This is a genomic window from Cellvibrio sp. ATLC23, assembly GCF_057196725.1.
In genome coordinates this window covers 476,864-490,565 of the sequence record NZ_JBXUOS010000003.1, presented here as the reverse complement: position 1 = coordinate 490,565, position 13,702 = coordinate 476,864, and the positions used below count along the sequence as shown (strand labels likewise).

General features: G+C 44.6%; 8 protein-coding genes. 6 read left to right on the top strand and 2 right to left on the bottom strand.

Annotation, left to right across the window (positions count from 1 at the left end; genetic code table 11):
* Window positions 1–14: 14 nt before the first annotated feature.
* A complete protein-coding gene (locus AC2CG4_RS07650) occupies window positions 15–881 on the bottom strand; it encodes a substrate-binding periplasmic protein (RefSeq protein WP_484485687.1) in 867 nt (288 codons plus the stop codon).
* 245 nt (window positions 882–1,126) lie between these two features.
* Here AC2CG4_RS07650 and AC2CG4_RS07645 point away from each other — a divergent pair, with 245 nt between their 5' ends.
* From AC2CG4_RS07645 to AC2CG4_RS07620, 6 genes are all read left to right on the top strand, one after another.
* Window positions 1,127–1,822, top strand: a complete 696-nt coding sequence (locus AC2CG4_RS07645; protein ID WP_484485686.1) for a FadR/GntR family transcriptional regulator — start codon at window positions 1,127–1,129, stop codon at window positions 1,820–1,822.
* A gap of 306 nt (window positions 1,823–2,128) precedes the next feature.
* A complete protein-coding gene (locus AC2CG4_RS07640) occupies window positions 2,129–3,613 on the top strand; it encodes a right-handed parallel beta-helix repeat-containing protein (RefSeq protein WP_484485685.1) in 1,485 nt (494 codons plus the stop codon).
* Between the two features lie 83 nt (window positions 3,614–3,696).
* A complete protein-coding gene (locus AC2CG4_RS07635) occupies window positions 3,697–5,991 on the top strand; it encodes a hypothetical protein (protein WP_484485684.1) in 2,295 nt (764 codons plus the stop codon).
* A 61-nt stretch (window positions 5,992–6,052) separates the two neighbouring features.
* Entirely contained in the window at window positions 6,053–7,444 is a 1,392-nt protein-coding gene (locus tag AC2CG4_RS07630; protein ID WP_484485683.1) for a glycoside hydrolase family 5 protein, read from the top strand.
* A 118-nt stretch (window positions 7,445–7,562) separates the two neighbouring features.
* Window positions 7,563–9,128 carry a cellulose binding domain-containing protein gene (locus AC2CG4_RS07625; RefSeq protein WP_484485682.1) on the top strand — a complete coding sequence of 522 codons (1,566 nt, stop codon included), beginning with the start codon at window positions 7,563–7,565 and terminating at the stop codon, window positions 9,126–9,128.
* A 146-nt stretch (window positions 9,129–9,274) separates the two neighbouring features.
* Window positions 9,275–11,866, top strand: coding sequence for an Ig-like domain-containing protein (locus tag AC2CG4_RS07620; protein ID WP_484485681.1), 2,592 nt, complete (start codon window positions 9,275–9,277; stop codon window positions 11,864–11,866).
* Between the two features lie 376 nt (window positions 11,867–12,242).
* Here AC2CG4_RS07620 and uxuA read toward each other — a convergent pair whose 3' ends face one another.
* A complete protein-coding gene (uxuA, locus tag AC2CG4_RS07615; protein ID WP_484485680.1) occupies window positions 12,243–13,442 on the bottom strand; it encodes a mannonate dehydratase in 1,200 nt (399 codons plus the stop codon).
* Between the last annotated feature and the right edge of the window lie 260 nt (window positions 13,443–13,702).

Sequence of the window (13,702 nt, the reverse complement as noted above, 5' to 3'; positions counted from 1 at the left end):
GAGTGGAACCTACCTTAAAATGTCTGCGGGTCTATCCATAACTCTGCCCGATCAATAGGTGTTTGTGGCGGCAGAGTGGGGTTGTCTAAATAAATCACTCGACGTTGGGATAGGTTGGCAAATTCTTGTACATCGTTATCGGTTGGATTTTGCAAAAATATTTTATCGAATTCGCCTGCGGCAATTGCCCGGTTTAAACCGTGTTCTATATCCTTTGCCAAACCGGGATTATTTTTATTTACAAAAATATAAAACGGCATCTTGTAGGCAAGCAAAAGATTTTTTTCTACCGCTAAGTTTAATTCCGGGTATTTTTTTATTTCTGCAAAAGGCTCGCTGGCACCGCGCGGGAATGCATCAAAGCGCCCGCCATCGAGCATATGAAACAGTCCCGGCGATTTGGTGGTTTTAATCACTTTCAAACCATTTGCTTCCAATATTCCCGCGTCTGCCCAGGTTCTACCCTGCCCGAAAATGATATTGGTTAAATCGTCTTTGGTATAAATCGCATCAAACTTTTGTTGTTCTCCGGCGCGAATTAATAAAATTCTATAACCCAGTAATCCTTTCAGTAGGGGAATGCGAATGGGTAGAAAATCAGTCTCATAGGTTTGGCTGGTGGATACCCACATCAGGTCCAAATTGCCTGCTTGCACTTCTTCAGTAATGCGCGATTGGGTAGATGGAGTTAGGTCTTTCTGAATGCGGTAGGGCGTATCTATCTGGGCAAACGCAAGGTTGAGTAAATCAATCACATAGTCAGCTTTGGCACCGCTGGCGGCGTTGAGTCTGACTATTTTCTCTTGCGCGGCTAGTTGAACCGCATAAGCTGAGGCAATAAAGGAGATAAGCCCGATCGCCAACCATTTCGATCTGCGCATACACTGTCCGCCCTTATAATTAGTATTGGTAAAGCCACCTTGCCATATTAATGTTTTTGTTGGCCGAGATTCAAGCTGAAACTATACCGCTCATAGCGTTTATCATTCGAAGCGCTTTAGTAATTCGGATACAATGCACACCTTGAGTGGCGCAATGGTGTATGTATCAAGTGGTCAGATAGCCAATAGGTTGCCAAGCACAGTTTTTAGTATTCAATGAATCATTCTTGGTGAGGGCGTAGAGCGTGGAATTACAGGCCGTTAAAACCGATAGGCTTTATATCAAGGTGGCAGAGCAGCTATCCAAGCTGGTTCATGATGGCACCATCAAACCGGGGGAGCGCTTCCCGGCAGAGCGTGATTTGGCCGAAAAATTGGGTGTTAGTCGCCCAACCATTCGCGAGGCAATGATTGCGCTTGAGCTGTCGGGCATTATTGAAATCCGCACCGGCTCTGGCATTTATGTCACCAAAAAGAAGCCCACACTGGACAGCGCCGATAAAGGTGTTGGTCCATTCGAAATATTGGAAATTCGTTATATTCTCGAATCAGAAGCCTGTGCCTTGGCCGCTACACGTATAACTGATGAGCAGATTGCCCAGCTCAAAGAAGTGCTGCGCGAAATGGAAGAAGAGGAAAAGCAGGAAGACGCCTCTGAAAAAGCCGATTGGAAATTCCATACGATTATTGCCGAAGCGGCGCAAAACAGTGCCATCTATTCGGTAGTCAACTGGCTCTGGGAGCTGCGCAATCAATCAGCATTGAGCACCGCGTTCCTGGAGCGCATTCGCAAAGAGGGGATTCACCCGTCTATTAATGACCATCGCCGTATTGTGGAAGCATTGGAAAAACGCAATCCGGAAAAGGCGCGTATGGCGATGAAAGTTCATATTGAAAATGCCACAGCTGCCGCTGCCGCTCATTTCGGCAAAGAAGTATAGTCCTCCCAGATAGCGGCCTCTCTAGCGGGTCGCTATCCTCCTCCATGTTGCTCGTTCCTTTATCCCCCTTCCTGGCTCTCTTGCACTGATAGCTAAACACTGTCGGGCAGACTTCATATAAAAAACAGCTTTTACCCATAAAGCCAAAAGCGTGATGCGCTTGGCCTTTTGAGCTATTGCTGGGCTTTTTTTTTGCAATAAATTCTTTTCTGGTCTTGCGGCAAGGTTGCCTTACCAATTGTTGGGGTGTATTGTTATTTAGCCATTACGGCATAGCCAATGACAATAATAGCCAGGTAATCAACCATGAAATCAAACCTATCGTTTTCGTCCCGGACTTTGGGTCTGGGCGCCTCCGTTATTTTGTTGCTAACTGCTGCCCAGTCGCAGGCGGCACGCATTGATGTATACAGCGGACAAGAATTGCAGCAGGCAATTCAAGCGGCCGTTGCCGGTGATGAAATTGTGCTACAGCCCGGCGGTTATGAAAGTGAAGCTACTTCGACACTGAGCGGCTTTTCTAACGCGCATTATTTTGGCAGCGCCAATGGCACTGCGCAAAAACCGATTACCTTGCGCAGCTACAGCAGCACAAATCGCCAAATATTACGCGGCACCACCACCAGCAAAAAAATTGGTTTATATATCATCGGCGATTATTGGATTGTGAAAGATATAGAAGTCACTAACTCTGCCAAAGGCATAGTGTTGGATAATTCTAACTATTCCGTGATCGACAATGTTGCTGTCTACAATATCGGTGAGGAAGCCATTCACCTGCGCGATAACAGCTCGAATAATCTGGTAAAAAATTCACGGGTTTATAACACGGGTTTGGTTAGCCCGGGAACTGGCGAAGCATTTTATGTCGGTTCACATCCTGGCTCATCCGATGGTAAGGGTTATGTTTATGGTGCGGCTTGCCATAATAATGTAATCGGCGGCAATACTATTGGCCCAGGTATTGCGGCTGAACACATCGATATTAAAGAGGGAACTCGCGGTACTATTTTTGAATACAATGTGATGAATGGTATTGGTATCACCGGTCAAAATTCTGCCGATAGTTTTGTCGATATCAAAGGCCAATACGCAGTTATTCGCGGCAACAAAGCGTATCGCAATGGCGAAAGCAATGTTAAAAATGCGTTTGAGACACACAGCGATGCGGATCAAAATACATTTATCGGCAATCAGGTTGATTTGGATGGCAGCAACGATTATTTATTGTTTGCGTCTGAAGGTGTCAATCATGTTGCCAGCAATAATATACGTTTAGATGGCCGCAGTGATCGTATAGCCGGTAATTGGTCGGCAGCATCTATCGACAATAATATTCCTGCCAACATTCCTGCGCCGGGTGTTTACGTTACTAATGCAACTACGTCTTCAACAGCATCCAGTGTTGCGTCTTCACCAAAATCATCCACTGCGTCATCGATAAAATCCTCCGTGCAGTCTTCAATAAAATCGTCAGCTGCTTCATCAGTTGCTACAACTGGATGCTCCAGTTACATCGACGTAGCCTGGGATCAGCGTACAGGATTAACCTTAACCTCCTCCAGTTGCGTGCGTTTTAATCGCAATCTCAGCGGCGCGACTGTGCAGTTTTGGGATAGCGACACCAATAGCTCTTGTGATTATCGCGGTACTGCCGCATCGGTTAATGGCTCAGGCAGTGTGCTAATTAATAGCAACTATTTAGCAGCCAGTTCGTTAAGCGGAACTATTTTGAAATTTAGCAATGCTGCTGGAAGCGGTTGTAATTACATTAAGGTGCGCGCTTATTAATTTTCTATAACTCTGTAATTAGAGTTATTGATAACCGCTCAGTAGTATTTTTTACCACACCAATAATTAATAACGAGGTTTCTATGAGTAATATCCACCTTAGAGGCGGCCAATGGCTGCCTCTAGTGGCGGCCGCATTCTGCGTGTTCGCTATTCCTGTACAAGCAAATTTTCTACCTGATTGGAGTAAGGCGGGCTACCGGGAAGGTTTGCCCTTACCTGCTACGAGTGAAATTACCACTAATACAACCTGCGTAATTACTTCCGCCGAATTGGGACAGCAGTTTGCTGTGTATGCCAATGACAATGTGGATGACAGCCACGGTCTGCAGCAGGCGATTGATTTTGTTCGCGCTAATTGTGCAGGCAGCTACAACAACTTATCCCTCATTGAGTTGCCTTCAGGCAGTCTGAATATTTCCAAAGAGATTCACGTAGATGCCAACTATTTAGTCATTCGCGGCAAGGGCAGTGATCCTGCATCGAGTACCGCAACCAAAATAATTTTTAACCCTGACAGCAATACTCGCTATGACAATATTATCGATTTTGATCTTGCGGGAATGACCGATGCAGGCGGCGGCAATGGCGGTTGGATATGGCCAGGGCGCGGTGCATTTCGCGTACAGACACGCGATGTTCACTCAAGCTATGCCACCGCTTACGCTAACGCGCCTGAAAATCGTAAAGATATTTACGAGGGCACAGTGAATGTTCACTGGAAGCATCAGAACGTAACGCAAAACGCGGCGCAAGGTGATACAAAAATAAAAATCAATTCTGTTGCAGGTTTTAGCGCAGGTAAGTATGCATGGGTTGGCGCAGCCAACACTAACAAGATGTACGATCAACAAGGCGTGTTGTCTGCTGATCGTTTAAATATGCATATGCGGCAACAAATTTTTAAAATTGTTGCCGTGGATACAACAAATAAAACCATCACTATCGACAAACCACTCGAATTTGATTTGCCAATGAATAGCACTGCCGACGGTTCGGCGCCTATTTCCGGTACTTACAATAGCCGGGTGGCGGTGTTGACTATGGTAGAGGGGGTAGGCTTTGAAAATTTCTATCTAACACAAGTAGCGCCGGGCAATCTCACCGCGGCTGATGCGTTAAATAATTACAACAATCTCGATTATAACGGCGCGATCAATGGGCTTGTTTTTAAATGGGCGTTGAATAGCTATGCGCGCAATATTCGCACCTATATGACTGGCTCGCACCCGATTGTCACCGAAATGGCGAAAAATCTACAATTTGAAAATAATTATCTTGAAGGTTCATGGAATAAGGGTAAAGGCGGCAATGGTTATTTCCGCAATAGTAAATTGTGGGATTCAATCATTAAAAATAATACGCTGCGCAGTTTGCGTCATTTGACCCTGCAATGGTCGGCATCGGGCAATGTGGTAACCGCCAATAATATTGATGCGGATATCAATTTGCACGGCGGTTGGGAGCGCTACAATCTTATCGAAAATAACACCGCCACTATTTCGTTTTATCATCGCGATTGTAATCCAAATTGTATAGTGGGCGACAACAGCGGAACCTGGTATCCAATTTGGTGGGCTGCGGGTGAGCACGCTGGTGGTTGGTCTGGTGCAACCGGTCCGCAAAATGTTTTCTTTCGCAATACCATGAAAAAACAATTAACAGCTGGTGCTGCCTTTACTACTTACGTGCCCTATGGTGCAAATAACAATACGATTTATCAATTCGGCTGGAATCGCGCGACTAGCGCTGGTAATGGTTGGGAGCATTTGGCGTTGAATGGTATTCCGCTATCAACTTGGACTCATCAGGAAACACAAAACTTTATTGCGAACCCAAATGTGGGTATCAATGCAAATTGTAATTATGCCGGCACCAGTCTATTACCTGGTGGCGCCAGTATAAGTTGTAGCATTGCCAGCTCTTCAGTTGCTGCGTCTTCGGTGGCAGCGTCTTCGGTTGCGCCTTCATCAGTTGCTGCATCATCGGTTGCGCTCTCATCAGTTGCACCTTCATCTATTCCTGCGACTAGTTCTTCAAGTCGGTCTTCTAGCTCGGTGTCCTCTGCTGCATCCAGTGTGGTGAATGGGTGCGCAAGTTATATCGATGTGCCATGGAATACACGGGCAGAAATTACGCTAACGCCATCAAGCTGTATTCGCTTTGACCGCAGCCTCGCCGGAGCCAATGTGCAGGTGTGGGATAGTGCGATTAATACATCTTGCGATTATCGCGGCACCATGACGTCAGTTAATGGCAGCGGAAATCTGAGCATCACTAGCAACTACGCTACTGCCAATAATTTGTCTGGCAGCATTTTTAAATTCACCGCAGCAGCAGGGGCTAGCTGCAATTATTTAAAAATTAGAGCCTATTAATAGGCTCTTAGTTGAGTCATGAATGTTACTAAGAATAATTTTTCTCGCAGGAGAGTAAAAAATGAAAACACTTATGAGCAAAGCTCGCAGTGCATGTTTAGTATCGGCGATGTTATTCGGTGGTTTTGTGGGTTCGGCAAATGCCGATGTTGCACCGCTATCGGTGAACGGCACAAAAATTATGGCAAACGGACAAGCGGCAAGCTTTTCCGGGATGAGTTTGTTTTGGAGCAATACAGGCTGGGGTGGCGAAAAATATTACAACGCTAATGCCATCGCCTGGTTGAAGAATGACTGGAACGCAACCTTGGTTCGCGCCGCTATGGGCGTTGAAGACAATGGTGGTTATATCTCAAACCCTGCGGCCAACAAGGCTAGAGTAAAAACAGTGGTAGATGCGGCCATCGCCAATGATATGTATGTAATTATCGATTGGCACTCGCACTACGCGCATAACTATGAAGCGCAAGCTATTGCTTTTTTTGAAGATATGGCGCGCACCTATGGCAATAAAAATCACGTGATTTACGAGATTTTTAACGAGCCCAAAAATGATGTGACCTGGGCAGGAAAAGTAAAACCCTACGCTGAACGTGTTATTGCCGCTATTCGCCGTATTGATCCAGATAATTTGATTATTGTGGGCAGCCCAACCTGGTCGCAGGATGTCGATGTTGCTTCTCGTGACCCGATTACCGGCTACAGCAATATTGCCTACACATTACATTTTTACGCCGGTACTCACACACAATATTTACGCGATAAAGCACAGACAGCATTAAATAATGGCATTGCATTATTTGTGACTGAATGGGGTTCAGTAAATGCCGATGGCAATGGCAGTGTCGCAAATAGCGAAACCAATGCCTGGGTGCAATTTATGAAAGACAATAAAATCAGCAATGCAAACTGGGCATTGAATGATAAATCTGAAGGCGCATCTGCGTTAGTTCCCGGTGCAAGTGCTAATGGCAGTTGGCCGTCTAACCAATTAACTGCTTCAGGTGCGTTAGCAAAAAATATTATTAGCAATTGGCCTGCCGCAGGAACTACTTCTTCACGTAGTTCATCCTCTGTTGCAAGCTCGGTACGCAGCTCTACCCCTAGCTCAGCACAAAGCTCTGTGCGTAGTTCAAGCTCTTCTTCAGCACCGGCAACAGGGAGCTGTGCAAGCTATATTCCTGTTGCATTTGATACGCGCACTGAAGTGACTTTGTCTGCTGGTGCTTGCTTACGCTTTAGTCAAAACCTGAGCGGTAAAACCTTACAAGTTTGGGATAGCGATACCAATACATCTTGCGATTACCGCGGTACCGCAACTGCGGTTGGTGGATCAGGCAGTTTGAGCATCACTTCAAACTATGTATCGGGCACTGGTTTTACTGGCGCTGATATTAAGTTGACTAATGCGGCCGGAAATTCCTGCAAGTATGTAAAAGTACGCGCCTATTAATACGAAAAAATTCCTGCTGGTCCGTATAACCAAGCATTTGACAGCGCTGTTTTTGTTGGATGCTTGGTTAGATTGCGCGATCAATTCACATCCCCAATAACGTTGCGATGAAAATTTTATGCTTAAGCTATACAAGGCAGTATTTTATTCTGTGTTATCTATGTTGAGTTTTGCATCTGTGCAAACCTCTGCGGCAATTTGTAGCTTCACAGTTGATAAAGAATGGTCGAGCGGTTACAACGCGACAGTGACTATTACCAATAATGGCGCGACAAATATTAATGGTTGGTCGCTATCTATTAAGTATGCAACCAACACCATTGCGAGTTTTTATAGCGCCACAATTACAGGCAGTAATCCATACACCGCGACAAATGTCAGCTACAACAGCAATATTGCAGCAGGCGGTTCAGTTTCTTTTGGCTACAAAGGTCTTAAAAATGGTGGTGCAGTAGAAGCGCCAATTCTGAGCGGTGGCGTGTGCGGCGCAACAGCAACCAGTTCGGCCTCGAAATCCAGCGTGACACCTTCCAGTAGTTCAAAATCCAGTGTGGCGCTATCGAGCAGCTCTCAATCTAGCCTTGCACTTACTGGCTATACCGGCCGATTTAATTTACCTGGCCGTATCGAAGCAGAAAAATACAGCAATGCCTATGATTTAAGCCCTGGCAACTCCAATCCAAATTCTTTTGCATGTACCTATTACGGTTTAAATGTTGATGTTGCAGCCAATGCGGATGGCTGTTTGGTTGGTTGGACTAGTGCTGGTGAAACCTTGGACTATGCAATTGGCAATGCTGATGGTCGCTACGATGTGAGTTTACGAGTGGCCAGTCGCGATTCCGGCAAACGCATTAAACTGCTGGCCGACGGAAAATTATTAGGCACTGTTACGACTAGCGGTGGCGGTTGGAGCAATTGGGAATTATTAAAAATTAGCAGCGTTAATATTTCCTCCAATACGCGGTTAACGGTCGAGTTTGTCGATGGTGCAACCAACATTGATTACATTGATCTAGCCAAAAGCAATAGTGATGTTCTTCAGCCACCATCTAGCTGCAGCAATATAGATAACTCTATTCCGCAGAATATTAAAATTCATACCATTTTAGATAAATCAATTGATCGCCCTGATTTCTCTGATTTTGCTGAGTGGTACACCGAAAGTGGAAAGACCCAGCGCTTTCAATTGCATGAAGGTAATCAAAATACTACGTCGTCAATATTACGCCCACGAGTAGAAGCTTATGCCACGCCGTGGACTCGCAGTGCAAATGGTTCTACCTGGCATGAATTTAGTGCGAACTATTATTTGAGTGGTTGGGATAAAGCGCAGCGATACGCGATATTTCAAATTAAAACCAATGATGCCAGCAACTTTATTATTCAGGGACTTATCGCTGTAGATGGTTCACTTGAAATTGCTCGTAGAGGAAAGGGAACAATTGAGCTAGATACTGGCATGATGCGTAAGCCTTTTAACTTACGGGTTAGATCAAACGGGTTTAAATTCGAGGTGTGGTACAACTGCACACGTGTTATTGCAGAAGATCACCCTCAACCCACCTTAGAAAGTAATGCTTCTGTTTATGGCTGGCGCTGGGGCCTTTATCGTCAAGAAGCTGATGACGATAAACATGACGGAACCACTACTCTGTATGTCACTGGCGCAAAGTTCAATTAACTTGTGGTGGCGTTTTTTTTCTGGGGCGTTAAGCGCCCTAGATTTTTCAATTTTAAAAAATAACTTTAGCAATTTCTGCTGCTTAGTAGATGAACTCTGCCGTTCACTTGGGTTTTGTTAACTTATTAAAATGAATAGAGGAAATCATGACAATACAAACGAAGATTCTTCCAAATCGATGGCTTTCTATGCTGACATTGATTGCGATGTTTTTTTCATTGACAGAGGTAAACGCTGCAGTAACTTTTGAGCAGCAATACAAAGTCAGTGATGTTGGCCTTTACTTTAATGGTATTCAACGCAAGAGCGATTCTCCCAACCAAAACAACCCCAATGTCATGGATTATGCATTTGGTAGGTCTATTTCTGCTCATGGCGATGCGATTAAAGTTCATGAGGATTTTATTTTTACCACTTGGTATAAGGGCGGTAAGGGTGAGCGGAACTTAATGTTGTCGCGCTACAATACTAAAACTGGTGTAGTAAAAACTATTGAGTTCCCCCATAGACACACCGGTTACAACGGTCAGTGGTGGATTGGTGAATCGCACAATACTGCTGCTGTGGGTATATCACCAAAAGATGGAAAGATCCATATTCTGTATGATATGCATTCATACAGTAATTCCCAATTCAACAACGACTACTTTCGTTACGCTTACACAAAAGCGAATGCGGCCACAGTGCCCGATAAAGATTTTACCTTAGCCTTATTTGTTGCCGATGGCCCTAATGATTATGGTCACAATAACTTGAATGGTCAGAATGACCCTAGCCAATTTTCCGACCTTACCTACCCAACATTTTTTTTGAATGAAAATAACGATTTATTATTTTTCATGCGAACGGGTGGAAATAATAACGGTGGCTATGTGTTTACCAGCTACAACTCGGCAACCGGAAAATGGGCAAATATGACCCAATTTAACCATATTAATTCCAGCCAAAAATCAGACGGACCAGAACACAACTGGGGTCTTTACGGTGAAATGAAATACGTCAATGGAAAATTACGTACCGCATTTCAAGTTCGCAGCGCAGATAACAACGATAAATTCGAATATCAAAATGGAATTTATTACGCTTACTCTGATGACCAATCAGGCAAGACCCAATGGAAAAACCATAAAGGCCAAGGGATTACCATTCCGTTTGCAAATCCTCAACCATTAAAAATATATGAACCAGGCGATTTGGTTAAAACTACAAAACCTAATCAGGTCTATATTGTTGGCGGCTTTGATTTTACAGTGACTGAAAATGGCGATGTCCATATTGTTAGCCTCGTAAAAGACAAAGAGTTTAACGTAACGAAAAAATTGCACTCATATAAACCAGCGGGCGCTTCAGATTTTACACACACAACAGACTTCACCGGTGGATCAAACCTTTATACCTATGGTGACAGTGTGTATATCATTGGCTTAAAAAATGGCCGTCCATTTATCCAGAAAGGAAAAGGTGGCACTAATCAGTTCAGCACGGTTTATGAGGATAAAAATGGTGCTGAGTTTGCTCATGGCGTTTTAACAATCCATAACGGCAAGGTGTATTACTACTTGCAAGATAAAGGTAATAGCACGAAGTTGCCTTTGCATGTACAAATCATTGATTTAGGTTTTGGAGAAATTGATCAAGCACCAGATGGCTATTCATTTGCGGCTAACGAAAATGAAACAGTCAAGGTGACTGGTGCTATGAATGTTGCCTATGGCGCAAAAGGCCTTTTCAATTATCTCTATGAGCAGACCAGTGACGTCAGATGCAATAACACAACCTTTGGTGATCCTTCACCCAAAACAGAAAAAAAATGTTATACAAAATCAGTTGCAGTCACCGCCCCGATTCTTTCGATTGCCATAAGTTCACCAAACAACAATAGTCAGTTTGTGTTGGGGCAGGATGTTACTTTGGCTGCAAACGCCTCTAGCAGTAAAAATAACATTGCTCAGGTTAACTTTCGTATCAATGGACAATATTTATCACAAGATAGTTCGGCGCCTTACAGTGCGCAATGGCGTCCAGAGCAAGCCGGTAACTATACGATTGACTCAGTGTTAATTACCAATGATGGCACCCGGCTGATATCTGATTCACGTACAGTGAGTGTGGTTGCGCCGCACTTATCTGTGTCAATGACAGCGCCTGTGAACAACAGCCAGCTTCAATTAAACAATCCGGTAACCTTAACTGCAAATGCTATTACCAACTTAATAGGTATCAACAAAATTGTTTTCCGTGTTAACGGACAATTTTTAAAACAAGACAGTGATGCGCCTTACTCTGTTGAATGGATACCAACACAAACGGGTAGCTATGTAATTGATGCTCTGTTGATTGCACAGGACGGTACCCAAGTAACATCCGATACACGCTCAGTCAATGTTAAGGCTCCCTTGTCATCTGCTCCCGCGTCCAGTGTTAGCAATAGTTCTGCGCCATCCGCTAATCATTGTGCATCATTTATTAACATTCCATTTAATGTGCGCACCGAGGTGGCATTAACAAAAGACTCATGTTTGCGTTTTTCTCAAAATTTGTCAGGTAAAACATTGCAGTTGTGGGATAGCGACCAAAATGACTGTGATTTTCGCGGCGCGGCTACAGAGGTTGCCGGTTCAGGTTTTATTACCATTACCGATAACTATGTTTCGACTAATTCATTGAAGGGAACGGATATAAAATTGATTAACGCAACCGGTAACTCATGTAAGTTCATTAAAGTTAGAATCTATTAATCATAAATAGAACTACTTGAGTCTCCGCTGTATTCAGGTAGTTCTAACCTATTCTGAGAAGATAACAATGAAAAATAGTAATTTTAGCAACAGTTTTTTCCTTCTTGCGTAGAGTGTTGTTTTCTACAGAAAGTTTGGTAAGCGTGATGGGATAGCGATGCTAACACCGCTTGTGATTTCAGAGGAAATGTAATTTCTATCGATGGTAGTGGTGTGTTGAATGTGCCGGATAACTATGAAGCGGCAACCAACATCACCGGCACCAAAGTAAAAGTTGAGCTATCGAATGGCTGTAAGTTTCTAAAAATTCGCGGTCAGTAAACCATCTCCTAGCTCGTCTCTTCCCCCGGCGTAAGCCGGGGGTTTTTTCTGGATTTTAGAGGGCTAAAGAATTTCTATTTTGCAAGGTTTCCAGTGTGTGGATAACACCGCGCAATTCCGCCAAACCTTTCATGCGGCCTGCATAGGAGTAGCCAGGTTTTACATCGGCTTTGCCTATTTCATCGCCCATTAAATGGCCGTGATCGGGGCGCATGGGAATGCAGAAATTACTTTCTCCAGCTTTGTTGCGGCGGCGTTCTTCGCATAGCAGTGCGTTAACCAGGCCAACCATATCGTTGTCGCCATTCAAATGTTCCGCTTCAAAAAACGAACCATCTTCTTCGCGGGTAACGTTGCGCAAGTGCACAAAGTAAATACGCGGACCAAATTCATTGGCCATGGCAACCAGATCATTGTCGCCACGGGCGCCATAGGAGCCGGCGCAGAGGGTTAAACCGTTAGATTCACTGGGCACTGCTTGCAAAATTTTGCGCGCGTCATCGGCGGTAGAAACAACGCGCGGCAAACCAAATAGAGAGAACGGCGGATCATCCGGGTGAATACACATTTTCACGCCGACACTTTCGGCCACCGGAATAATTTCGCGTAAAAATTGGAACAGGTGTTCGCGCATACCCTCGGTACCGAGGTCGATAAATTGTTGGATGGCGGCGCGTATAGTATCGCGCGTGTAAGAACCTTCACCGCCGGGCAAACCGGCAATAATATTTTTTTCCAGCAAGATTTTTTCTTCATCGCTCATGGCGTCGAAGCGCTCTTGCGCGCGCGCCATGACTAACGGCGAGTAATCGGCTTCTGCGCCTACGCGTTGCAGCAGGTAGACATCGTAAGCGGCAAAATCGGTCATTTCAAAACGCAGCGCGTGGCTGGCATTGGGCAGGCGATACATTAAATTAGTGCGGGTCCAATCCACCACGGGCATAAAGTTGTAACACACCACTTTGACGCCCGCTTTACCCGCATTAAGAATCGATTCTTTGTAATTGTCGATATAGCGCTGAAAATTTCCGGTGCGGGTTTTGATGTCGTTATGCATCGGAATACTTTCGATCACTGACCACTCAAGACCCGCATCTTCAATGATTTTTTTGCGCGCTTGAATAGCGTCCAATGGCCAAGCTTCGCCAGTTGGAATCTCATGCAATGAGCTGACAATGCCGGACGCACCGGCTTGAATAATTTTCTCTAACGAGATGGAGTCGTTGGGGCCAAACCAGCGCCAGGTTTCTTGCATGGCTATTACCTACCCTAAAGTGGAATTCAATAAATGTAACGCAATGGATCTGCCTGGGCTGGAGTAGCGGTTATAGCGTCTATTACACAGCGGCTTATGCCAGGCGGTAGCTTGCCAATTAAGTCAGGATATAACTGGCATTACCACTTAACCAATTAAAACTCATTGGCTCTGTTTTTTCAAGTGATACGCCAAATATACTTGTGTACAAGCAAAGTGTTACGGGTTTGGAACGGGTTTCATTGAAATATTTGCCGCTA

What these genes read in the sequence shown, in the direction of transcription:
- AC2CG4_RS07650 (WP_484485687.1), bottom strand. Translation starts at nt 881, where the DNA reads ATGCGCAGATCGAAATGGTTGGCGATCGGGCTTATCTCCTTTATTGCC.
- AC2CG4_RS07640 (WP_484485685.1), top strand. Translation starts at nt 2,129, where the DNA reads ATGAAATCAAACCTATCGTTTTCGTCCCGGACTTTGGGTCTGGGCGCC.
- AC2CG4_RS07635 (WP_484485684.1), top strand. Translation starts at nt 3,697, where the DNA reads ATGAGTAATATCCACCTTAGAGGCGGCCAATGGCTGCCTCTAGTGGCG.
- AC2CG4_RS07630 (WP_484485683.1), top strand. Translation starts at nt 6,053, where the DNA reads ATGAAAACACTTATGAGCAAAGCTCGCAGTGCATGTTTAGTATCGGCG.
- AC2CG4_RS07625 (WP_484485682.1), top strand. Translation starts at nt 7,563, where the DNA reads ATGCTTAAGCTATACAAGGCAGTATTTTATTCTGTGTTATCTATGTTG.
- AC2CG4_RS07620 (WP_484485681.1), top strand. Translation starts at nt 9,275, where the DNA reads ATGACAATACAAACGAAGATTCTTCCAAATCGATGGCTTTCTATGCTG.
- uxuA (WP_484485680.1), bottom strand. Translation starts at nt 13,442, where the DNA reads ATGCAAGAAACCTGGCGCTGGTTTGGCCCCAACGACTCCATCTCGTTA.